Origin of the sequence: Sphingomonas sp. SORGH_AS_0950 (genome assembly GCF_030818415.1) — a bacterium.
Taxonomy (GTDB): Bacteria; Pseudomonadota; Alphaproteobacteria; order Sphingomonadales; family Sphingomonadaceae; genus Sphingomonas.
The window spans coordinates 500,094-524,100 of sequence record NZ_JAUTAE010000001.1 but is presented as its reverse complement, the minus strand read 5'-3'; the positions used below and the strand labels follow the sequence as shown (position 1 = coordinate 524,100).

At 67.0% G+C, this 24,007-nt stretch carries 18 protein-coding genes; 10 read left to right on the top strand and 8 right to left on the bottom strand.

Features of this window, described 5'->3' with window-relative positions; all coding sequences use genetic code 11:
• Positions 1–10: 10 nt before the first annotated feature.
• Positions 11–1,198: an L-rhamnonate dehydratase gene (rhmD, locus tag QE385_RS02060; protein WP_307098585.1), complete on the bottom strand. Its 1,188-nt coding sequence runs from the start codon at positions 1,196–1,198 to the stop codon at positions 11–13.
• A 175-nt stretch (positions 1,199–1,373) separates the two neighbouring features.
• On the opposite strand from rhmD, the gene QE385_RS02055 reads away from it, so the two are divergent.
• The 9 genes from QE385_RS02055 to QE385_RS02015 all read left to right on the top strand — a co-directional run bounded on the left by QE385_RS02055 (position 1,374) and on the right by QE385_RS02015 (position 12,042).
• A complete protein-coding gene (locus tag QE385_RS02055; RefSeq protein WP_307098582.1) occupies positions 1,374–2,138 on the top strand; it encodes an SDR family NAD(P)-dependent oxidoreductase in 765 nt (254 codons plus the stop codon).
• 114 nt (positions 2,139–2,252) lie between these two features.
• Positions 2,253–3,056: an IclR family transcriptional regulator gene (locus tag QE385_RS02050; protein ID WP_307098580.1), complete on the top strand. Its 804-nt coding sequence runs from the start codon at positions 2,253–2,255 to the stop codon at positions 3,054–3,056.
• A gap of 104 nt (positions 3,057–3,160) precedes the next feature.
• Positions 3,161–3,976, top strand: a complete 816-nt coding sequence (locus QE385_RS02045; protein WP_307098578.1) for a rhamnogalacturonan acetylesterase — start codon at positions 3,161–3,163, stop codon at positions 3,974–3,976.
• On the top strand, positions 3,964–5,163 hold the full coding sequence (locus tag QE385_RS02040; protein ID WP_307098576.1) for a rhamnogalacturonan acetylesterase: 1,200 nt from the start codon (positions 3,964–3,966) through the stop codon (positions 5,161–5,163). Before QE385_RS02045 ends, QE385_RS02040 begins: the two co-directional genes overlap by 13 nt.
• Before the next feature lie 2 nt (positions 5,164–5,165).
• A complete protein-coding gene (locus tag QE385_RS02035; protein ID WP_307098574.1) occupies positions 5,166–6,134 on the top strand; it encodes an alpha/beta hydrolase in 969 nt (322 codons plus the stop codon).
• A complete protein-coding gene (rhaM, locus tag QE385_RS02030; RefSeq protein ID WP_307098572.1) occupies positions 6,131–6,448 on the top strand; it encodes an L-rhamnose mutarotase in 318 nt (105 codons plus the stop codon). Before QE385_RS02035 ends, rhaM begins: the two co-directional genes overlap by 4 nt.
• The gene (locus QE385_RS02025) at positions 6,445–9,405 is read left to right on the top strand and encodes a beta-galactosidase (protein ID WP_307098569.1); all 2,961 of its coding nucleotides are present in this window, start codon (positions 6,445–6,447) and stop codon (positions 9,403–9,405) included. The genes rhaM and QE385_RS02025 overlap by 4 nt, the downstream gene beginning before the upstream one ends.
• A gap of 19 nt (positions 9,406–9,424) precedes the next feature.
• A complete protein-coding gene (locus tag QE385_RS02020) occupies positions 9,425–10,537 on the top strand; it encodes a glycoside hydrolase family 105 protein (RefSeq protein WP_307098567.1) in 1,113 nt (370 codons plus the stop codon).
• Positions 10,537–12,042 (top strand): MFS transporter, encoded by a 1,506-nt coding sequence (locus QE385_RS02015; protein ID WP_307098565.1) that lies wholly within the window; start codon positions 10,537–10,539, stop codon positions 12,040–12,042. Before QE385_RS02020 ends, QE385_RS02015 begins: the two co-directional genes overlap by 1 nt.
• 5 nt (positions 12,043–12,047) lie before the next feature.
• Here QE385_RS02015 and QE385_RS02010 read toward each other — a convergent pair whose 3' ends face one another.
• On the bottom strand, positions 12,048–13,982 hold the full coding sequence (locus QE385_RS02010; protein WP_307098564.1) for a rhamnogalacturonan lyase: 1,935 nt from the start codon (positions 13,980–13,982) through the stop codon (positions 12,048–12,050).
• A 207-nt stretch (positions 13,983–14,189) separates the two neighbouring features.
• Between QE385_RS02010 and QE385_RS02005 the strand changes: the two genes are divergently transcribed.
• On the top strand, positions 14,190–17,324 hold the full coding sequence (locus QE385_RS02005; RefSeq protein WP_307098562.1) for a TonB-dependent receptor: 3,135 nt from the start codon (positions 14,190–14,192) through the stop codon (positions 17,322–17,324).
• Positions 17,325–17,391: 67 nt separating this feature from the next.
• Here the strand turns inward: QE385_RS02005 and QE385_RS02000 are convergent, their stop codons facing one another.
• The 6 genes from QE385_RS02000 to QE385_RS01975 all read right to left on the bottom strand — a co-directional run bounded on the left by QE385_RS02000 (position 17,392) and on the right by QE385_RS01975 (position 23,844).
• A complete protein-coding gene (locus tag QE385_RS02000) occupies positions 17,392–18,045 on the bottom strand; it encodes a DUF6250 domain-containing protein (protein ID WP_307098560.1) in 654 nt (217 codons plus the stop codon).
• Positions 18,046–18,062: 17 nt separating this feature from the next.
• Positions 18,063–20,822, bottom strand: coding sequence for a Tat pathway signal sequence domain protein (locus QE385_RS01995; protein ID WP_307098559.1), 2,760 nt, complete (start codon positions 20,820–20,822; stop codon positions 18,063–18,065).
• Between the two features lie 93 nt (positions 20,823–20,915).
• A complete protein-coding gene (locus tag QE385_RS01990; protein WP_307098557.1) occupies positions 20,916–21,101 on the bottom strand; it encodes a hypothetical protein in 186 nt (61 codons plus the stop codon).
• Positions 21,102–21,162: 61 nt separating this feature from the next.
• Positions 21,163–21,870, bottom strand: a complete 708-nt coding sequence (locus tag QE385_RS01985; RefSeq protein ID WP_307098555.1) for a VIT family protein — start codon at positions 21,868–21,870, stop codon at positions 21,163–21,165.
• Between the two features lie 61 nt (positions 21,871–21,931).
• Positions 21,932–22,288: a hypothetical protein gene (locus tag QE385_RS01980; RefSeq protein WP_307098553.1), complete on the bottom strand. Its 357-nt coding sequence runs from the start codon at positions 22,286–22,288 to the stop codon at positions 21,932–21,934.
• 20 nt (positions 22,289–22,308) lie between these two features.
• Positions 22,309–23,844: a murein L,D-transpeptidase gene (locus tag QE385_RS01975; protein WP_307098550.1), complete on the bottom strand. Its 1,536-nt coding sequence runs from the start codon at positions 23,842–23,844 to the stop codon at positions 22,309–22,311.
• Positions 23,845–24,007 lie beyond the last annotated feature (163 nt).

Here is a 24,007-nt window from a genome sequence, read left to right as displayed (position 1 = left end):
GCGAAAATCCTCAATGGGTATAGGGGCGGTGAAGCGGCACGTCGGCGTTGAGTTCGACGCCGAAGCCGGGCTTGTCGAGCGCACTGGCCCGGATACGGCCATTTTGCGGCACCGGCTCGCCCAGCAGTTGCGGCGCGAACATCGGCACCACCTCGGTCGGGCCCGGGTGCATCATCAGGAATTCGGCGAAGGGCGAATTGTGCCGGGTGATGACGAAATGATAGCTATAGACCGATGAGCCATGCGGGATCATCATCACGCCCCGGCTGTCGGCATAGTTGGCGATCTTGATCAGCTCGGTCACGCCGCCGCACCAGCCCACATCGGGCTGGATGATGTCGCAGCAGCCCATGTCGATCAGCATCCGGAAACCCCAACGGGTCGCCTCATGCTCGCCAGTGGTGACCAGCAGGCCCGGCGGTGCCTTTTTGCGCAATTCGGCATAGGCCCAATAGTCGTCGGGGCTGAGCGCCTCCTCGATCCATTTCAGGCCGCATTCGTTCCAGGCGCGATGCGCGAGCCGCGTGGCATAATCGAGGTCGAGCGCCATCCAGCAGTCGTACATCAGCCAGAAATCGTCGCCGCACTTGGCCCGCATGTCGGCGAGCAGGGCGATGTTCTTCTCCATTCCCTCCAGCCCCTCGGCGGGACCGTGGTGGAGCGGCAGCTTGCCGCCGATGAAGCCCAGTTCCCGCGCGATATCGGGCCGGGCGCCGGTGGCGTAGAATTGGAGCTCGTCGCGCACCGCGCCGCCCAGCATGTGATAGACCGGCTCGCCGCGAAGCTTGCCCAGCAGATCCCACAGCGCCAGGTCGACACCGGAAATCGCATTCACGACCAGGCCCTTGCGGCCATAATATTGGGTCGAGAAATACATCTGGTCCCAGATCTTCTCGACCTCGACCGGAGAGCGTCCTTCAAGGAAGCGGGCGAGGTGCTTCTCGACGATATAGGCCGCAGGCTCACCCCCGGTCGTCACCGCGAAGCCGATCGTGCCGTCCTCCGCCTCGATCTCCACGACCAGCGTGCCCAGCACGTTGATGCCGAAACTCTGCCGCGACTGGCGATATTCGGGATAGCGGCTCATCGGCGTGGCGATGTGGTCGTCGATCCAATGGCCCGCGCCCTGATCGTGATAATCCGCGCCCGCACCGCGCGCGACGAAGGCACGGACATGCTTGATCCGCGAGAGGGTCATCGCCCACCCTCGCTGGCTTGCGTCGTTCGGCCACCGCCCCGCATCCGATCCTCCCGGCTTTACTTTCTCACTTTATGGAATAGGATGCTAATTGTTGAGACTTCGGGCGTCAATCGGTTGTTTTGCGAAAACCGATGGCCGAGGTGAGCCGGTGGACAGGATGAGGAGCAAGGCCGTGAAGCTGCTGGAAGGAAAGACCGTCGTCGTCACCGGTGCCTCCACGGGGATCGGCCGGGCGATCGCGATCGGCGCGGCCGAACATGGCGCCGACGTCGCGATCAACTATGCGCGCGATTCGGACGGCGCGGCCCAATGCGTCGCGGGGATCGAGGCGCATGGACGGCGCGCGGTCGCCATCCAGGGCGACGTCGCCGATCCCACCACCGCGACCGACTTCATCGCGCAGGCGGCGAAGGCGCTGGGCAAGGTCGACGTCATGGTGTCCAACGCGGGCATCTGTCCGTTCCACGGCTTCCTCGACATGCCGGTCGAGACGTTCGAGCGGACGATGCGGGTCAACCTGCATGGCGGCTATTATATGTGCCAGGCGGCGGCGCGGCAGATGGTCGAGCAAGGGCATGGCGGATCGATCATCGCGGTCTCCTCCATCTCGGCGCTGGTCGGCGGCGAATTTCAGACCCATTATACCCCGACCAAGGCGGGCCTGCACTCGCTGATGCAATCGGCGGCGATCGCGCTGGGGCGCCATGCCATACGCTGCAACTCGCTGCTTCCCGGCACCATCCTGACCGAAATCAACAAGGAGGATTTGGCCGACGAGGCCAAGCGTCGCTATATGGAGGGCCGCGTGCCGCTGGGCCGGTTGGGCGTGCCGGAGGATATGGTCGGACCCGCCGTCTTCCTGGCCTCCGACATGGCGCGCTATGTGACCGGCGCGGCGTTGCTGGTCGATGGCGGCGCATTCGTGAACCTGCAATAGGCGCGGGCGGGGGATGGCGCTTTCCCCTCGACATGCGGACGTGAGAAAGGCAAACACTTCCACAATATGGTACGCGCTGGCAGCAAATGCGGCGCGTCAGGAGAAGATGTTTCCATGCCCGCATCCGCCAAATCCCCCAAGACCGAAACCGGCGAGACCAAGGGCCCGACGGGCAGCCAGACCCTGTTGCGCGGGCTCGACCTGATCGACGAGGTGTCCGACCGCCCGATCGCGCTGGCCGAACTCGCCGAGCGGCTGGGGCTGACGCGCAGCACGACGCATCGGCTGGCCAGCGCGCTGATCGACCGGCGCTTCCTGATCTTCACGCCGCGCCAGGGCTATCGCCTGGGGCCGAAGCTGCTCGAACTGGGGTTTCTGGCGCAGCAGCAGGCCGATGTCGTCCAGATCGGGCGCGATCATATCGAGGCGCTGGCCGCCGCGTCCGAGGACACGGTCCATCTGGGCGTCCGCGACGGCGACAAGGCGCTGTATCTCGACAAGATCCCCGGTCGCCGCCGCGTCGACATCTCCAGCCGCGTGGGAGATCGCCAGCCGATGACCTCCACCGGGCTGGGCAAGGCACTGATGCTGGACGACGAGGCGAAGCACTGGCGCCAGCGTTTCGACGACGAGCGAGCGGGCGATCCGCATGCGCCCGACTATGACGTCTGGCTGGAGCGGATGCGCGGCTATGTGGGGCTGGGCTGCGCCTATGACCTGGAGGAGAACGAGGATCAGATACGCTGTGTCGCCGCTCCGATCCGCGACGCCAGCGGTCGTATCGTCGCCGCGATCAGCGTGTCGAGCGCCGCGCAATATATGTCGGACGAGCGGATGACCGCGCTGACCGGCGATGTGCTGGGCACCGCGCATGCGATCAGTCGCGACTTGGGTTGGCGGGAAAAAGATCGCCGCTGACCCTATTCCAAATTCCAAAACCCTCTTGCACTATGTGGGATATCGGCACATAGTTTAGGAAAGCGGATCGAAACAGGTCCACGACAGGGCGAGGGAGCGGGTGCATGACGAAGCGTCATCGGACGGCTGTCAGGATAGGGGCGGCCTGCGCGTCGTTGCTGACCGTCGGCGCATCCCCCGCTCCCCTGCCCCCGGCACGGCTGTTCATCGCCAGCGACTCCACTGCGCAGGACTATCGGCCCGACAAATATCCGCAATCGGGATGGGGCACGATGCTCCGCTGCGCCTTCGGGCCCGAGGTGACTATCGCCAACCATGCGATGGCGGGGCGCAGCACCAAGAGTTTCATGGCGGAAGGGCGGCTGGACGCGATCGCCCGCGACCTGCGCCCCGGCGACACGCTGCTGATCCAGTTCGGGCATAACGACGCCAACCAGGCGAAGCCCGAACGCTATGCCCCCATTCCCGAATATGAGAGTAATCTGAAACGGTTCATCGCGGTCGCACGCGCCGCCGGAGCCCGGCCGGTGCTGCTGACCCCGGTCACGCGTCGCGCATTCAAGGACGGGCATGTCGTGCCCAGCTTCCCCACCTATTCGGACGCCGCCAGGCGGGTGGCGGCGCAGGAACATGTGCCCCTGATCGACCTGGCCGCCTTGTCGGAACATTGGATCGACGGGCTCGGGCCGGACGGATCGCGGGTCTATTATCTCCATTATGCGAAGGGCGAGGGCCTGCCCGGCTTTGCCGAGGCGGTGGACGACGACACCCATTTCAGCGAGCTGGGCGCGCGCCGTATCGCCGATCTGGTCGCGGGCGGATTGGCGAGCACCCATTTGCCGATCGCCCGCCATGTGCTGAAGAAGCGCGCGAGCCTGACCCGCGCCACAGCCGCGGGCGGGCCGTCATGCGCCGGCTGATCGCCCTGGCGGCGCTGGCGGGGTCGGCGATGGCCACGGCACAGGCGCCGGTGCGGGACTTCGTCATGGCCGCGAACGCCGACCACCGCTTCGACGGCGATCACGGGTTCGAGGCCGATCCGCACCTCTTTTCGGTCGCGGTGCCGCCAGGCAATTATGCCGTGACCGTCACGCTGGGCGATCCCGCCCGCGCGAGCGACACCACGATCAAGGCCGAGAGCCGCCGCCTGATGCTGGAGGCGGTTCGGACACGCGCGGGCGAGTTCGTCACCCGGCGCTTCATCGTGAATGTCCGCACCCCCGCGCTCGCGCCCCCGCCCGCCAACGCGCCGGGCGGCGATGCCGTGCGGCTCAAGCCGCGCGAGATCGGGTCGTTCACCTGGGACGATCGGCTGACGCTGGAGATACTGGGCCCGGCGCCCGCGCTTCGCCGCGTCAGCGTCACCCCTGTCGAGGTCCCGACCCTGTTTCTGCTGGGCGACTCGACCGTGACCGACCAACCCGCCGAACCGGCCGCGAGCTGGGGCCAGATGCTGCCCGCCTTCCTGACGCCGACCATCGCGGTCGCCAATCATGCGGAGTCGGGAGAGACGCTCAAATCCTTCCTGACCGAACTTCGGCTGGACAAGGTGCTGGCCAGCGCCAGACCCGGCGATATCGCGATGATCCAGTTCGGGCATAACGACCAGAAAGCCCTGTGGCCGCAGACCTATGCCGACGCCGCGACGACCTATCGCGCCTATCTGCGCACCTATATTGCCGAATTGCGGCGGCGCGGGGTGACGCCGATCCTGGTGACTTCGCCCGAGCGGCGGCAATGGAGCGCGGACGGGCATATCCGGCCCAGCCTGGGCGACTATCCCGCCGCCGTTCGCGCGGTCGCGGCCGAGGCGGCGGTGCCGGTGATCGACCTGAATGCGGACTCCATCAGTTTCTATGAAGCCTTGGGCAAGGATCGCGCGCCGCTGGCCTTCAACGATCAGGGTCGTGACGCGACCCATCATGACAATTACGGCGCCTGGGTCCTGGCGCGCGACGTGGCGGAGCGGATGCGGGCGATAGGCTCGCTCGCCCGCTTCGTCCGAGGCGACCTGCCGCCTTTCGACCCGAGCCATCCGCCCGCCCCCGAGACCTTTCGTCTGGCGGCCAGCGGGATGCGCAGCAGCGAACGACCTGCGGGGAATTGACGATGCCCCTCGACCGCCGCACCCTGATCGCCGCCGGACTGTCGATGGTCGCCACGCCCCGAATCGCGACTGCCGCCCCTGCCCCGCGGCGCTTTCCGATCTGGCCAGGCTCACCGCCGGGGATGCCCAGCCCGGCGGTCGCGGACGCCTTCGTCCAGCGCTCGCCCAACGGCCCCGCCGACGACATCGCCTGGCCGCATGTCGCGACCCCGATGCTGACCGTCTGCCCCGCCGCGCGACCGACCGGGGCGGCGGTGCTGCTGATCCCCGGTGGCGGCTATGCCCGTGTGGCGGTAGGACGCGAGCCTTCGCCGGTCGCACGCTGGTTCGCCGCGCAGGGTGTGACGGCGTTCGACCTGCTCTATCGCCTGCCGCACGACGGCTGGGCCGCCGGGCCGGACGCGCCGCTTCAGGATGCACAGCGCGCGCTTCGGGTCATTCGGGCCCGCGCGGGCGAATGGGGCATCGATCCGACCAACATCGCCGCGATGGGCTTTTCGGCGGGCGGGCATCTGGCCGCGCGGCTGGCGGCGCGATCGGCGCTCGTCACCTATGGCCCGATCGACGCCATGGATACGCAGCCGACGACGCTTCTCACCGTCGGACTGCTCTTCCCGGTCATCACCATGGCCCAGCCCTTCGCGCACGCCCAGTCGAAGCGCGAGCTGCTCGGCCGGGACGCAGATGCGCAGCGGGCAGCACGCTATTCGGCGGAGCAGGACCTCCCCGCCGACATGCCGCCGACTTTTCTGGGCCATGCCGCCGACGACCCCGTCGTGCGGGTCGCCAACAGCATTGCGATGTTCCAGGCGGTCCATGCGCTGCCCCGCCCGGCCGAACTCCATATCGTCGAAACGGGCGGGCACGGCCCCCGGCTGATCGCCCCCGACGGCACGCCGCATCCCTGGCTGGCCCGGTTCGCGACCTTCGCCCACCGCCACGGCCTGAAGATCCCAGGAGACGACGCATGACCCGGCCCATCGCCTTTCGCATGATGCTGAAGCCCGGCATGGCCGAGGAATATCGCCGTCGCCACGACGCGATCTGGCCCGAACTCGTCGAGGCGCTGCGCGCGGCGGGCATTTACGACTATTCGATCTTCCTGGACGAAGAGACGAACGCGCTGTTCGCCGTCCTGCGGCTGCATGCCGACGATAGCCGCGACACGCTGCCCGGCCAGCCGGTCATGCAGCGGTGGTGGGACCATATGGCCGATCTGATGGAGGTACGGCCCGACAATCGCCCGGTCGAAGCCCCGCTGACGCCGATGTTCTACCTCGCATGAGCCTGGTCGCCGCCCTGCTGCTGGCAGGCGCCGCCGCGCCGCAGGCTTTGCCGTTGGCCGAGCGCCCGCGCGTCGCGTTCGACCGCCATTCGCTGCTGATCGACGGCAAGCCGACGCTGATCTGGTCGAGCGAATTCCACCCCTTTCGCCTGCCCTCGCCCGACCTGTGGCGCGACATCCTGCAGAAGATGAAGGCGAGCGGGTTCAACACCGTCGCCATCTATATCGACTGGGGCTTTCACAGCCCCAAAAAGGGCGTGTACGACTTCACCGGCATCCGCGACGTGGAGCGGGTGCTGACCATGGCGCGCGAGGAAGGGCTCTATGTCATCACCCGCGCCGGGCCCTATGTGAATGCGGAGCTGTCGCGCGGCGGCTTTCCGGGATGGCTTGTCAATCAACCGGGCAAGGCGCGGACCGACGATCCCGAATATCTGGCGGCGGCCGACGAATGGCTGGACCGGATCAACCCGATCATCGCACGCCATCAGCTGGGGCGCGGCGGGACCGTCATCCTCCACCAAATCGAAAATGAGCTGGCGCTGACCACCCCCGCGCAGGGCCGCTACATGCAGCATCTGTACGACAAGGCGCGGGCCGATGGGATCACCGTACCGATCTTCCACAATGATCAGGGGCGCAACGGCTATTGGGTGCCCAAGAGCTCGGGCGTGCCGCTGACCGTCGCGGGGCCGCAGGAGCTTTATGCGTTCGACGGCTATCCCGGCGGCGTGTGCGGGGTCGACAATGTGCCGACCAAAGGTGCGCCCGCTCCGGACTGGGGCCTGTATGGTCCCGGTGGTGCCAAGGGCGGGGCGAGCGCCTCGCCGCACACGCCCGGTTTCATCGCCGAGTTCGGCGGCGGCTGGTTCGACTATTGGGGGTCGAACGGCATGTATCCGTGCAACGCCGTCCAGCGCGGGACCGGCTATCAGCGGGTCTTCTACGGCACCAACATCGCCAACGGCATCGCGATCCAGAGCATCTATATGGGCTATGGCGGCACGAGCTGGGGATGGCTGCCCGCGCCCGTCGTCTTTACCTCCTACGACTATGGTTCGGCGATCGACGAGGCGCGCAATCTGCGGCCCAAGGCGCTGGAGCTGAAGCAGCTCGGCCAGTTCCTCGCCGCCGTGCCCGATCTCGCCCGGCTGGAAAAGGCCCCGCCCGTCGCCGTCACGGACAGCGATGCGGTGCAGGTCTATCACGACCGCAATCCCGACACAGACGCACGACTGCTGTTCGTCGCACCCAAGCCCTCCAACGCGACCGGCGACGCGCGGTTCACCATCACCGCCGACCTGCCCGACGGACGCTACAGCTTTGCCAGCGAGTTGCATGGCCGCGACGCCAAGCTGCTGGTCGCTGGCGTCAATCTGGAGCGGCAGCGGCTGGTCTATTCGACGTCCGAATTGCAGACGACCATCCGCCACGGCGTGGAGGACGTCGCGCTATTCTATGGTCGCACGGACGAGCCGGGCGAAACGGTGCTGCGCTATGCAGCCCCGCCGAAAGTCACCATCTTGGAGGGACGGGTCGCCAGCGCCTTCGACCCGGCAAAGGGAGACCTTCGGCTGACCTATACGCACCGGGGTCTGGCGCGAGTGCTGATCGCAGGCGGCGGTCGCCCGCCCCTGCTGCTGCTAGTTGGTGAAGTCGCGGCGGCGCAGCGTTTCTTCCGACAGGACGGCCTGCTCGAGCGCGGCCCCACGCTCGTCCGTCATGCGATGCCGAACCGGGGGACGCTAGACCTGACCGGCGATAGCGAGGGCGCCGAGCCGTTGGAGGTCTGGGCCCCACCGGGCATCCGCACGGTGCGCTGGAACGGAAAGGCGGTGCCCGTCGCGCGTTCGGCGAGCGGCAGTCTGGTGGCCCTGCGGCCCCTTCCCGCACCGCAACGCCTGACCCTGCCCGACCTGACCAGCGCGACATGGCGTCATGCGCCGGGATCGCCGGAGACGGGCGTGGACTTCGACGATTCCGGCTGGATCGTAGGCGGGACCGCCCGCAACGTGGCAACCATCCGCCCACCGACCGGCCAGCCCAATCTCGGCGCGGATGCCTATGGCTTTCATGACGGCGATGTCTGGTATCGCGGTCGCTTCACCGGCTCGGCGGACGCGCAGACCGCGACCGTGCATTACGGGGCGGGCGGCGCGGGGATGGTCCAGCTGTTCCTCGACGGGACGCTGATCGGCCAGCATGAACTGGCAGGCGGCCTGCCCCGGCCGATCACCACCGGTGTCGCGGAATTCGTCCTGCCTCGCCAGGCCCAGACGCCCGGCGAGCATGTGCTGGCCGCGATGGTGCGGGTGAACGGCCATAACTGGGACCTCGACGTCGATGACGCGCACAAGGAGCCGCGCGGGCTGATCTCCGTCTCGCTGGCCCGGCCGGGTGGCAAGAGCTTCGCGGTGCCGATCGCGTGGCGGATTCAGGGGCGCGCGGGCGGCGAAGACCTGCGCGACGTCGCGCGCGGGCCCAGCAACAATGGCGGCCTTTATGGCGAACGCATGGGCTGGACCCTGCCGGGCTTTGCCGATGACGGGTGGCAGGCGGTCACGCTGACCGAGGCGAAACCCCATGCCGGGACCGACTGGTATCGCACCATGTTCGACCTGTCGGTGCCGAGCGGCGAGGACGTGACCTTGGGCCTGCAGATCGGCGACCCCGATACGCCGCGCTCGCCGGGGCGCTACCGGGTGCTGATCTTCGTCAATGGCTGGAATATGGGCCAGTTCGTCGCGAATGTCGGGCCGCAGCGGGTCTTCCCCATCCCCGAGGGCATATTGCACCATCGCGGACGCAACACGCTGGCGCTCGCCGTGACGAGCGACGGGGCGCCCGGCAACGTGATCGAGCCGGTCCGGCTCGTCACCCTCCATCATGCGCGCGGCGGCGTCGCGGTCACCGACGTGGCCGCCCCGGCTTACCGCGACCTCTATCCCACCCCCTGATCCTTCGGAGAGCATTCCCGTGGCAGCCCTTACGCACGACATACCCCGCGCTGAGGTGACGGCGCAGATCGCCAGGCTGATCGACAACCTCGTCAACATCCGGGACGAGACCGGCGAGTTCCTGCTCCGTCTGGACGATGGCCGGGTGATCGACACAAAGGGGTGGAACGATTGGGAATGGACCCACGGCATCGGCCTGTTCGGCCTCTACCGTTATTGGGAACAGACCGGCGACGAACAGGCCTGGGACGTGATGCTGAAATGGTTCGAGGACCGTTTCGCGGCGGGCACCCCGACCAAGAACATCAACACCATGTCGCCCTTCCTGACGCTCGCCAATCTCTATGAGCAGACCGGCGACCAGACCTATCTGCCCTATCTCGACATCTGGGCCGAATGGCTGATGGCCGATGACGGCCTGCCCAAGACGGAGGAAGGCGGGTTCCAGCATATCGTCTTCAACGACGAGAACCCGCAGGAGATGTGGGACGACACGCTGATGATGAGCGTCCTGCCGCTCGCCCGCATCGGCCAGATCCTGAACCGCCCGCATTATATCGAGGAGGCCAAGCGCCAGTTCCTCGTCCACATCAAATATCTGTTCGATCGCCAGACGGGCCTCTGGTATCATGGCTGGACCTTCGACGGTCGCCATAACTTCGCGGGTGCGCTGTGGGCGCGCGGCAATTGCTGGGTGACGATCGCGATCCCCGAGATCATCGAGATGCTGGACCTGGCCGAGGGCGATGCCTTCCGCACCTTCCTGATCGACACGCTGGCGGCGCAGGTAAAGACGCTGGCCGAGCATCAGGACGAGAGCGGGCTGTGGCATACGCTGATCGTCGATCCGACCAGCTATCTCGAAGCATCGGCGACCGCAGGCTTCGCCTATGGCATCCTGAAGGCGGTACGGAAGGGCTATCTGCCGCGCCGTTACGAAGCGGTCGGGATCAAGGCGATCCGCGCCGTGCTCGCCAATATCGACGAGCATGGCGAGCTGAAGCAGGTCAGCTTCGGCACCGCGATGGGCGACACGATGCAGTTCTACAAGGACATCGCGCTGACCTCGATGCCCTATGGCCAGAGCCTGGCGATCTGCGCACTGGGCGAATTCCTGCGGACCTATATCTGATGGGCCCCGCCACCGGGTCCCCGCCCCCTCGTCGCGTTCGCTGGTACAATTTCGCCGCCTATGGATCGAACGACATTCTGGGCGCGGGCTCGATGGCGGTCATCAGCACCTGGGTGCTGTTCTTCTACACCAGCTTTTGCGGCCTGTCGGCGGCGCAGGCGACGCTGATCTTCGGCATCGCCCGCGTGCTGGACGCGGTGGCGAGCCCGACCATCGGCTATATCTCCGACCGGTTCGGCGACACCTGGGCGGGCCGCCGGTTCGGCAGGCGGCGGGCCTTCATCCTGGCGGCTATCCCGCTGCTCCCCTCCTTCGCGATCATGTGGGTCGCGGGGCAGAGCTTCTATTATTATCTCGTCACCTATGTCCTGTTCGAGCTGGTCTATGCGCTCGAGATCATTCCGTTCGAGACGCTGGCCGCCGAAATGGCGAGCGATTACCGGACCAAGGCCAAGTTCGCCGGATGGCGGATCATGTGCGGCCAGATTTCCGCGATCCTCGCCGCCATTCTGCCGGGCCGGTTGATCGAGCATCTGGGGAAGGATTCGCCCGACACCTATTTTTATATGGGCCTGTTATTCTCCGCGCTGTTCATGGCCTCGGCAACGATGCTCTATCTGTTCAGCTGGGAGCGACCACGTTCGGCCGAGACCATGGCGCTGGCGCGCGAGCGGATGACCCCGCTGGCCGCGATCCGCGACCTGTACCGCAACCTGTTCTCGACCCTGCGGATCCGGGCGTTCCGGCTGCATCTGGGCATGTATCTGGGCGGCTATATCAGCCAGGACATCTTCAACGCCGCCTTCGCCTATTTCGTCGTCTTCGCGCTGGGCGGCACGACGCTGGCCGTGTCCAACCTGGCCGGGCTGACCTATGCGGTCCAGACCCTCGCCGTCCTGCTGGCGATCAACTTCGCGCTGCGCGCCTCCCCGGCGCGGGCGTACCAGATCGCGGGGGGCAGCTTCGCGCTGGGCGTCCTGCTATTCCTCGGCCTGTGGTGGACCGGCCGAGGTGCCAGCGGCTGGGTCTTCGTGCTGCCGGTCGCCTTCGCGGGCCTGGGGCGCGGCGCGCTCAACTATATTCCCTGGGCCACCTACAACTACATGGCCGATGTCGATGAGATCGTCACCGGCCGCCGCCGCGAGGGCGCGTTTGCGGGTGTCATGACCTTCGTGCGCAAGATGTCGCAGGCCGTTGCGCTGATCGCGGTCGGCCAGATCCTGCAGGCGTCGGGCTTCATCGCCGGTGCGGCCAGCCAGTCCTCGGCGACCGTCCACGCCATCGTCGCGGTGATGGTCGGCGGCACCCTCGCGCTGCTGGCCTTCGGGCTATGGGTGTCGCTCCGCTTCCGGCTCGACCCGGCATCCCATGCCGTGCTGATGGACGAGATCGAACGGCTCCGCACCGGTGAGCGCGAACCCGCCAGCCCCCTGACCCGCGCGGTGGTCGAGGATCTGTCGGGCTGGCGCTATGATCAGCTCTGGGGGCGCAATCCGGTGTTGTGACCGGGTCACTCCGCCCGTTCGGACGGCTTGGTCATGCCCAGATAGAAGCCGGTGTGCGGCGGCTGGTTATAGGCGGTGTTCTGCCAGGCGATCCCGGCGCGATAGACCGGGTCCTGGAGCAGCGTGGTGATCCGGTGCGTCGTCGGCCAGGGCGTCGTATAGATGCGCAACTCGCGATTGTCGGCGCTGCGCCACACCACCTCCTCGCGCCAGTCGCCGATCAGATCGGCCTGTAGCGCGGGGTTGGCCTTGGTCCCGTTATTGGATGCCGCCCCTTCCGCCACCAGCAACGGCTCGGCCTTGGCCGTCGTCCAGTCCCATTTCGAGATGGTCGTCCCGTCGAGCAGTTCGCGAAGAAGGTCGCCGTCCCACCAGATGGCGAAGTTGGTCTGGCGCGGATGCGGGCCGACCGATACGCCGTGGACGTCGTAGAGATCGGGCTGGTTCGATCCCCACATCTCCTCGCCGACATGGCGCGGGTCGATATCGGCGGACAGGCCGCGCCCGGTGTCGCTGGTGGCGGGCTTGGTCCACAGAATCTGCCCGGTCCGCGCATCGAGCAGCGCCGATCCGATCCCGCCATTCCTGCCGACTTGTTCGTGCACGCCGAACTTCTCCAGCCCCGGCCGGGCGGGATCGAGATCGCCGACATGCATCGCATCGCCATGATAGAGCGGCTGCGTCCACAACCCCTTGCCGTCGGCATCGACCGCCATCGAGCCATAGATGACGTCGTCGCGACCGTCTCCGTCGACATCGGCGATGCTCAGCTGGTGGTTGCCGCGATCGACATAGTCCTGATGGCCGGGTTGGTCGGTGTCGAACAGCCAGCGCTCGGTCAGCTGGCCGTCGCGATAGTCCCAGGCGGCGATCGCCGTGCGTCCATAATAGCCGCGACCGAAGACCATGCTGGGACGCCGCCCGTCGAGAAATGCGACCCCCGCCAGAAACCGGTCGACCCGGTTGCCATAGCCGTCCCCCCAATGCGCGGCCATCCAGGCGAAACCCGGATCGTGGCGCGGCCCGCGCGGCGGATCATAGGCCTTGGTGGCCAGCGCCTTGCCGGTCATGCCGTCGAACACCGTCAGATATTCGGGCCCGGTCAGGATTCGTCCGGCGAGCCTGGCGACCATGCGCCCGTCGGCGGTGATGTGCGCGCCGGTCCTGTCGGCCTGCGGCACCTCTCCGTCATGCTGGCGCCAATCGGCCTTGGGATCGCCGATCACATGCCCCTGTCCATCGACCGTGCCGTCGGCGGTCTTCATCGCCACCTCGGCCCGGCCGTCGCCGTCGAAATCCTGCACCAGAAACTGGGTATAATGCGCCCCCGCGCGGATATTGGGGCCGAGGTCGATCCGCCACAGCCGCTTGCCCGCCAGCGTATAGCCGTCGAGATAGACCGGCCCGGTATAGCCGCTCTGGCTGTTGTCATGGCTGTTGGTGGGGTCCCATTTCAACACCAGATCGGGCTGCCCGTCCCCGTCCAGATCGCCCAGCCCCACATCATTGGCAGTATAGCCATAGGCCTCGCCATCCGGGGTGACGCCGCCCGGCGGCGGGTCCAACGGAATCGACGTATAGCCTTTCGCCCAGACCGCCACGGCAGGGCTGACCGCGCCCGCCGCGCCCGGCGCAATCATCCGCACGGCATAGCGGCTGGCGGCGCTGCCCCCGGCATCGCGGAAATTGGTCGAGCCGGTGATGGCCGAGACCGAGACCCTGCGTCCGTCGCGAAACACCTCGAACCCCACACCTGGCGCATCGCTTGCCAGCGAGCGCCAGCTGACCAGCACCCCGCCCCCGATGGCGGGCACCGCGACGACGCCGCGGTCCCATTTTTCGGCCTGACGCTCCGGCGCTGGGGCGGCATGGACCGGACAGACGGCCGCCATCATCACCCATGATGCGATACCGCCCCTGATGCGCCGCCTGCCGATCATGCCTCTCTCCTATCCCAAATAAGCACGGCGATCCGGGTCATATGCCGCCTTTCGCATTGCCTGACAGCACCATAGCCCAACGAGTCAAAATTCCAATCTATATGATTGCATTCCATATTGTGGTTATATACACCAAGGCAGACTGGAGCAGCCCTATAGCGTCAGCCGAGAAACAGCGGCGGCACCGGGGGCGAGAGGGAGGATGCCATGACGGGTTTCGTCGCTATCACCGGGTCGCGTCACGCGGGCGACCGGCACCTGCTACGCGGAATGCTGCGCACATCGGCCTGGGGCGTGCTGGCCGCCGGACTGGCGCTGAGCGCGCCCGCCTCTGCGCAAAACGCTGCGAAGGCCGCCGATCAGGGGAAAGGCGACAAGCTCGACGGGGTCAGCCCCGAGGACATCATCGTCGTCGGCACCCGCGCCTCGCTGCAATCGGCGATCGCCCGCAAGCGCAATGCGGGGACCGTCGTCGACTCGATCGTTGCGGACGATATCGCCAGCTTCCCCGACAAGAATATCGGCGACAGCCTGGCCCGGATCACCGGCGTCCAGCTCAGCCGTGAATTCGGCGAGGGTAATCAGGTATCGATCCGCGGCGTCGAGCCCGACCTCAATCGCGTCGAGATCAACGGCGTCGGCCAATCCTCCGCGCTGGGTTCCCGCGCGGGCGACTTCCGCGAATTCGCCTCCGAGCTCGTCAAGTCGATCGACGTCTACAAGGGCTATCAGGCCAAGCTGACCGAGGGCGGCATCGGCGGCACGATCCAGATCGAGACGCGCAAGCCGCTCGAACTGAAGAATTTCATCGCCAATCTCAATTTCTCCGAACAGCATCTCGACACGACGCAGGACTGGAAGCCCCGCGCGACGCTGCTGATCGGCACGCCCAAATTCTTCATCGACGGGCTGGGTCTCCTGGCCAACGTCACCTATAGCGACGTCTCGACGCGGCAGGATTATGCCAGCAACACCAATTACAGCCGCCTCGCCGATTTCGACCATTCCGACCAGAAGACGGTCGCCAACCCGGCCTATTCGGCGTTCAACACCTATGCCAGCTGCGCGGGTGTCGGCGCGACCGCGACCCAGACCTTCGCCACCCGCCGGGCGGCCTGCGAAAATCAGTTCTTCGACTGGGCGCCGACCGTGCCCCGCTATCGCAACCTGGTTCGCCGCGACAAGCGCCTGTCGGGCGACATCACGCTGCAATATGAATTCTCGAACAATTTTCGCGCCTTTGCGGAAGTACAGTTCAACAGCCGCAACCAGCGGTTGATGGACGTCAACTATTCGCTCGATATGGGGCGCTATCAGCGTTACCAGCTCGATCCGTCGCTCGGCGCGAGCTCGACGCCACAGGTCAAGCTGGGTACATCGACGGTCGACGGCAACCATGTCGTCACCAGCTACACCACGGCCCTATCGGCGGCGAATATCGGCAGCGCGTCCGCCCCCGTCTATAGCGGGTCCGCCAATATCCTGGGCGTTCAGCGCCGCGACTTCCAATATGACCAGAATTCCCGTTACTATATCACCGGCTTCGACTGGGTGGTCGATCGCCTCCGGCTGAAGGGCCTGGCCTCGCGCAGCGAATCGCGGACGCTGGGTGAAACCAACCTGATCTCGATCAGCACCGGCATTGCGGGGATGCAGCTCGACCGGCGCAACGATCTGGGCATTCCGGTCTTCACCTATCCCAGTTCGGTCAATCCGGCCGATCCCAATATCTACACCGACTACAATCGCGCCGGGAACACCGCCCAGGCGGGGCCGAGCGTCCAGTATCGTCCGGGCGACTCGGGCAATAACGAAAACCAGCTGAAGCTCGACGGGACTTGGGCGGCCGATTGGGGGCCGCTGAAGAATATCGAGTTTGGCGGGCAGTTTCGCTGGGCCGACTATTATAATTATGCAGGTGGCGGGTCGCGTCTGCTCACCCCGGCGTCCGGCACCACCCCGGCGGTCTATCAATCGAGCGCCAATGTGTCCTTCACGACCCAGGTCGTCAACGCCGCCACCGTGCCGCAGCGGGTCAATGGCAGCACCTATTATCTGACGCGCGACGAATATGCCGGGCTTATCCGGTCCCTGGGCACCACGACCGGCGGCGCGCCGATGTTCGCGGGGCTGCAAGGCGCATCCTCCTCGATCCCCAATCGCCTCGCCTTCGCCAATTTCTCGCCGTCGCTGCTCAGCCAATATTACGACCTGTCCGGTTTCGACCAGGATCTGGTCCGCGAAGCCAACGGCCAGCCCCAGATTCCCCAGCTGAAGATCGACGAGACGGTCGCCGCCGGTTACGTCCAGGGCGATCTGGAAACCCATGTCTTCGGCATGCGCCTGACCGGCAATGCGGGCGTGCGCTATGTCTATACCCGGGATGTGGGCACGGGCACCAATATCCGCCGCCAGACCCGCTTCACCGCCACGGGCGGCACCGAGACCGTGGTCCTCGGCGCCCAGCAGCTCTCGCTGCGCAACAGCTATGTCGACATCCTCCCCGCCTTCAACGCGGCGCTGGAGATCACGCCCGACCTGGTGTTCCGCGCCAACTGGGCCAAGAACCTCGCCCGGCCCAAGCCGACCGATCTGGTGCCCAACATCAACTGCCTGGACGATGCGACCGTCGCCGCGTCGGATGATGTCTGCACCGCGGGCAACCCCGCGCTCAAGCCCTATCGCGCCGACCAGTGGGAGGTGAACCTGGCCTGGTATTCCAACAAGGATACGCTGTTCAGCCTGGGCTATTACAAGAAATATGAGAGCAGCTTCGTCATCCTGAACGTGCTGCGCACCGGCGTCGACCTGTTCCAGGACGGCGTGACCTATACGGTGCGCCAGCCGGTGAACGGCTTCGGCGCGCTGCTCGACGGGATCGAGGCGAGCGCGCAGACCGCCTTCACCTTCCTGCCCGCGCCGTTCGACGGGCTGGGCGCCAGTGGCAATGTCACCTATGCCCGCGCCCTGCGCACCAACCTGACCAACAGCGCGACCGGCGATCCGCTGAACGACTATCCCGGCCTGTCCAAATGGACCTGGAATGCCAGCGTCTTCTACGACAAGGGATGGCTGAACGCCCGCCTGGCCTATAACTTCCGGTCGGACTGGCTGACGGTCGTCGCCGATTCCAATAACGGGAACCTGCCCATCTATCGCAAGGGCGAAGGCTATCTGGATGCCAAGGTCACGTTCCGTTTCCCCGAATGGCATTATCAGCTGTTCATGGAGATGCAGAACATCAACAAGGAATTTTCCAAGACCTATATCAAGAATATCGGCACGTCCGAGGTCTTCTATCCGGGGCAGCGCTTCTTCGCGGGCTTCAACCTGAAATTCTGAGCCCCGGCGGGCTCACCTTTTCCCTCGACTATGGGGGCCGGGTCCACGCGATCCGGCCCCTTTCTTATCAACCCAGCGGCGTGATCCGCACATCGCGAACCCGCAAATGGCTGCGCGTGGTGCGCAGCGCGAACCAGCCGCTGCGATAGGGGGCGGCATCGTGCATCGTGAAGAGCCGCTGGCCGTCGCGATCGACCGCGATCTCGTGACCATCGGCGATCAGGCGGATATGGGTCCATCGGTTCGGGACCAGCATCGCGGCGGGATCGCTGCGGTCATGTTGGGGCAGGAGCGGCCGATCCCCCTTGCGGCCGACATAGCGGCGCATCCGCGTCGTGCTGTTCCGATTGCCACCGATCCCGACATAATAGGTCTCCAGATCGTCATAGCTGGCAAAGGCCCCGTCGCGTCGCCGGGCCAGCACGGAGCCGCCATTCACCCTGGGGTCGCGCGCCATCCAGAAGGCGTTGACATCGCTGACCGCGTCATGCGCCCCGCCCTCCGCCACCGGCATCACGTCATAGTCGATCGCGACCGGCCCCTTCAGCCTTTGCCGATACCAGATCGTCACCCCGTCCGCCGCGTCGATATCCAGCACTCCGCCCCGAGCGACGACCTGCGCGCCCGGCTCGGCCTCGACGGACCAGCGCGACAGGCCGCCGCGAAAATCGTCGATACGCGCGCCCGGTCCCGTCGCGGCCAGCGCCGTCACGCCCAGCATGGCGCAGGCCCATCGCCTCACGACAGCCACCGGCCGATCAGCGCCAGATTGGCGGTCGCCGCCAGCCCCCATTGGGCGGCGTCGTTGGTCGAGATATCGGGAATCTCGTCCACCGGCTTGAGCACCGCCGGACCGGAGACGCGCACCGCGCCCTTGGCCTGATCGCGCGTGGCACGGTCGCCCGCCCCCAGAAACTCCGCCCAGGCTCGGCGGGCCAGAGCGGGGTCGCGGCGCTGGACGGCGGCATAGGCGGTATAGCGCGAATGGGCCTGGGTCAGCCCCCGCCCCTTGCCCGGATCGCCGGTCTTCGCGCGGAACAGGTCGGTCGGGGCATTATAATAGGCGCAATAGTCCAGCCAGGCCTCGCGATAGGCGGGCACATCGACCAGTTCGAGCAGTTCGGCCATCGTCTCGAACACGCCGAAGACCCCGTTCAAATGGCTCATGCTCACCCGGTCGCCCTCGCCGACAAAGCGTCCCGTGGCGAGGTCGAAGGGCGCGCCGCCCGCAAACCATTGGCGGGGCAGAGCGGCGAGCGACTGCATTCCCGCCACGATCCGGTCGCGCCAGCGCGGATCGCCCGTCCGTTCCCACTCGGTCATCCAGGCCGCGACCAGCGGCCCCCAGACGGTACCGAACTGGACGAAGACCTGTCCCGGCGGCAGCCTGCCCTCCGCGACCACCGCGCCGGTGCCGCCGGGTGGCTCCGAACCGGGCGCGCGGGCCCCGACCTTGCGCCCGATCTCGACATGGCGAAGCGTCTGGTCGCTGTCGATCAGCGCATGCATCAGGTCGCCGCACCGCTCGTCGGCGGTCAGGTAATAATAGATGCGGCGATAGGCGGCGTTGGAGATGCGCGGCTGTTTCGAGCTGTCGCCCCAATGCTGCACCCCGTGACGCGTCCCGAACCCCCGGAAGCGGCCGAGATGATAGACATCGACCTCGCCGGTATGCCGCGTCATCGCCTCCGCCATCCGGAAGACATCGGCGCGCCCGGTCCGCAGATAGGCGTACCACAGCCAAAGGTCGGTCGACAGCTCGCTGTTATCCCATGCGAAACCGCCGATGTCGTAGCGCCAGACATGGCGATCCGCGTCATAGCTGTGCATGACGTCGCCATAATCCCAAAAGCCGTACCAGCGCCGCTGCTCGACTTGCCCGATATAGAAATCCAGCTCGCGCGAGGCCCGCGCCTCGATCCGTCCCGCCGCGTCGCCGCCGGGTGGCCCCGCCAGCGTCCAGGCACCGAACACGCCCGCCGCATGAACCGCTTCGCCGGTCGCAAGCAGCCGAGGCGGCGCCTCGACCTGCGCCGCCATCCGGATCAGCCGCTCGCGGGTCGGCGTCGTGTCGAGCGCCCAGAGCCGGAATTCGGTCGTTCGTGCGATCCCGCGCGCATCGCCCCAGCCGGGCTCATAATCCTCATAGGTGATGTCCAGCCCTTCGTTCTGCCGGGCAAAGTCGGTCATCCCCATCTCGTCGTGATAGAAGCGCAGGTCCATCGCGGGGGCGTCGGGCGCGTGATACCACAGGGTGAAGCGCGCCGCCTCGCCGGTCGCCTCGGCCACGTCGAGCCCGACCGGGCAGCGCCGCCAGAAATCATGCATGGCAAAGGCGACGCCACCGCCCCGCGCGCCCCCCACATAGCCCAGCCCCGCCGCGCGCCCGGCGCCGTCGACCGGCACCCAGCCATGACCGCCGGCGGTCCGCTTACGGATGGTGAATCCGTCGGCATTGGGCTGGCGCAACCGGAACTCGCCCCAGGCCGGGATGTAATCCAGCCGATCGCGCACCGCCGCCGCCATCGTCGCCAACGGCGGCGTCTCTCGTCCAGCAACCTGCGCCTCGCGGAAAGCGCGCCCCGGATCGCGGCGCAATCCCGTCAGCGGCCGGATCGCCTCCGCCCACAGGCCATCGCCCTGCCCGGCGAAGCGGACATGCCGGTCGTGCAGCGGATCGGTCATCGGCACCTGCCCGCTCAGCCCCAGTCCGCGCACGAACCGCCGCGTGGGGTCTCCGTCGAAGATCAGGCTATGGACGATCCGCACCGATGCCGATCCGGCATGGAAGTAGAGGCGCAGCGAAAAGGGCAGCCATTGTTCGTCGGGCGCGGCATGACGTCCCTCGACCCGCACCACGACCCGGATGGGGCCATCCTGTTCCACCGTGACGCGCTCGATCCGCCCCGCATAGCGGAGCAGCCGGGGCGCGGCGCCATCCTCCTCGTCGGCCGCGTCCTGCGCCGTCGCGATGAGGCCGACGTCGCGCATGACCGTCTTGCCGCCTCGCCGCGCCGAGCGGATAATCGCCTCGCCCTGTCGCCCTATCGTCCAGAGCGTATCGCCGACCGTCACCTCGATCCGATCGGCAAAGCTGCGCGCCGTGGCGGAAGAAGACGATGCCTGCCGCGCCCTGCCCGGCTCGACCCGCAGGCTGGTGCCGCGCCCCGCATCGGCAGCCAGGGCATGGCCCGTCCATTTGATCGACCCGTCGGGCCAATAGGCGAGCGGCCAGCTTTGCAGCGGAGCCGATCCATCCCCCGTCAGCCGGTAGGAGGACGACAGTTTCGTCCCCCTGGGCCAAGGCTGGCCCCAGGTCATTCCCTCATGGCTGTCCGGTGGTACACCGTCGAGCCAGCAGGCCGCACCGGCACCCTTGGCGGCCTCGCCGCGAATAGCCAGGGTGGCCGCCGGGGCGGAGGTCTGCCCCATCGTCACGGCCATGCCGGTGGCCGATAGCAACAGGCTCCGCCGGTCGAAATGCACTGGGTCCGCCATATCGAGAATCCATTATCTGGTATCGTTCATCACAATACGAGATATTTTCCGAATGGGAATGCCCTGTGCGATCGGCCGACGGGGCCATCACGATCAGCTCGGATGCGCCTCGCTCTCGGCGATCGCATCATTGGCATCGGGCACGGGGGCCGCATCCGCTTCGGTCAGGCGCATCTGCTCATAGGCAATTTCCAGATCCTGGACACCCGATCCGGTCGGCTGGATCGGCAGGTCGCCAAAGCTCTGGGGTTCGGTCGGGGTGTCGAGTTCGTCGCGCATGTCACTCTCCTGATGGAGATGGGTCAACGCACCGGCCGCGCGAATGGCTCAACACGGCCACCTAGACGATGCCGCCGGTCAGCGTCCCGATCAGCGCGGTAACACCCATGGCCAGCGCACCGAGCAGGACGACACGGATCGCCCCGCGCCCGATCGGGGCACCGCCCGCCCGCGCGCCCAGCGCCCCCAGCACGGCCAGGAGCAGCAGTGCGGTCCCCGGCACCGCATAGAGGACGGCGGCGCGCGGACTGAGCGCGGCAAGCACCGGCAGGATCGCGCCCGAGGCGAAGGCCCCGGCGGAGAACAAGGCCGCCTGCAGCGGATCGGACCCGCCATCATCCGCCAGCCCCAGCTCATCGCGGCGATGCGCGCCGAGCGCGTCATGCGCCATCATCTGCTCGGCGACCTGTCGGGCCAGCCCGGCCTCGACCCCACGCGCCTCATAGATCGCCGCCAGCTCGCGCGTTTCGGCGAGCGGTGCACGGACCAGTTCCGCCGCCTCGCGTGCCAGATCGGCACGTTCGGTGTCCGCCTGCGAACTCACCGAAACATATTCGCCCGCCGCCATCGACAAGGCGCCACCGACCAGCGCGGCGATCCCCGCCAGCAGCACCGTTCCCGCCGTGGCCCCCGGAGCCGCCGCAACGCCGACGATCAGGCTGGATACCGAGATGATCCCGTCATTGGCCCCCAGCACCGCAGCGCGAAGCCAGCCGGTGCGATGGACGAGATGCTGTTCGCCCGTGGCATGGACGCTGGCTTCGCTCATGCGGTGTTATCCTTGCAAGGGGGGCGGACGGGCCGTGCCGCCCGCCCCCGCCGGGCCAGACTTACTCGCCGCCCTTGCGCTCGGTCGCGGGAGCATCGGCCGCAGGCGCATCGCGCTGCACGCGCGACGTCATGCCGGTGGCCGAGGCGTCGTCGAGCATCTGCTGGTCGACGGTCCGCTCGGGCGGCGGCGGCGGGATTTCCTCGGCGGCATTGGTCGCGGGCGCCGCGACCTCGTCCATATTGGCGACCGCCGTCATATTCTCATCGGCCGCGCCGTCGGTCACGGTCAGCTCATTCTCGGCGGCGGCGGCCACCGGCTGCTCCTCCGGCGTGGACTGCGAACAGCCCGCCAGCGTGGGAAGCAGCATGGCTGCGGCCACCAGACCCCAGCGGCGCATGTCATTGGTCTTCATCATCTTATCCCCTTTCGCACTCATCAATTCGCGGTCGCGGCCGCCCGCTCGGCGGAACGCGCCTCCAGCTTGGTCGCCAATTGCGCGTCCCAGCCATATGGGTCCTCGCGGAAGCCCACCTGCCCGTCCGCCCCGGCAAAGGCCGTCCAGTACAGCAGATAGACCGCCACCGGCTCGGCCATCGTCGCGCGCACCGTCTTACCGGAGGCGAGAACGGCGTCGACCTGCGCCGGTTGCCATTCGGGCGTCGTCTTCAGCATCAGCGCGGCGAGATCGGCGGGCTTTTCCAACCGGACGCAGCCATGGCTGGCCAGCCGGTCGAACTTCGAGAAGCCCGACTGGGCGGGCGTGTCGTGGAGATAGACCGCGAAGTCGTTGGGGAAGTCGAACTTGAACCGCCCCAGCGCGCTCTTCTCCGAGGCCTGCTGCAACCGCTTGCTGCCGTCGCCATTGTCGATCACGCGAAAGCCGTTGCGCTTCAGATAGCCCGGATTGGCCTTCTCCTTGGGCCACAGCTCCTTGTTCGCGATCGAGCTGGGCACGTTCCATGGCGGATTGAGCACGATGCTGTGGATCGAGGAAACCAGCATCGGCGTCTCGTTGCCCGGCCGTCCCGTCACGGCCTTCATCGACATGACCGGATTGTCGCCGTCGAATACGGTCAGCACGGCGGCCGCGATGTTCACCTGAACACGCTTGGCCTCCAGTTGCTGCGGCAACCAGCGCCAGCGTTCCATATTGGCCATGATCTGGCGGATGCGCTGGCCGACCGGCACGTTCAACGCCGCGACCGTCTGGCTGCCGACGGTGCCGACCGGGTTGAGGCCGTACCGCCGCTGCGCCCGCCGCACCGCCGCCAGCAGGTTCTCGTCGAAGGTCGCGCCGGCCGCGCTGACGGCGGGATCCTCCATCGCCAGTCGCTTGCGCAACTGCTGGACCAGCGGGCCGCTCGACCCGAAAGCGATGGTCGTGGACGGCAGAGGCGACCAGCCCCCCGCCGTCGCCATGGCCCGGTATCGCGCCAGCCCCGTCACCAGCGCGTCATACCCCGCATAGGGCGGCGGCAGTGAGGCGACCCAGGCCGCCAGCCGGTCCTTCTGCACCGCATCGGCAAAGCCGGGCAGCGGGTCATAGGGCTGCGGCCTGATGCCCCAGTCCTTGGAAAAGTCCGAGGGGTCGAGCCGACCGGCATGAACCGCATGGGCATAGTCGAGCGCCACGCGGGTCAGCGCGGCGGGCGACAGCGCCGACAGATCGCGCTGTGCGCCGGAGCGCAGCCCCTGCGTCACCTCGCCCTTGGCGATCAGGGTGGCGAGCTGGTGCGCCTGGGCATCGGTCAGGCTGGGCATCGCCACCGGCGCGACGATGCTGGGCGGCACAGCCTGGGGCACGGGCTGAACGGTCGCGCCGGGGGGCGTCTGGGTCGAGGGCGCGGGCACCATGACGGGCGGCGGTGCGATCTGCGCCATCACGGGCGCCGCGACCAGCGTGCCGGTCGCAAGGGTGGCCAGAAGCCGGGCGACCGATTGGCCGGAGACGGAAAAACGCGATACGGTCATGTTGGTGTGATAGCCCCTATTCAGTCCAATGTCGTCGCAGGAACGCCCCATGCACGACGCAACCCTACGCCAAGCTGAACCGATCGTCAGGGGGACGGGGTCCTGAAATTTTTGTGGAAGGCGCCGGAACCGCGCTGCCGACCTGTCAGGCCGGTGTCATTTG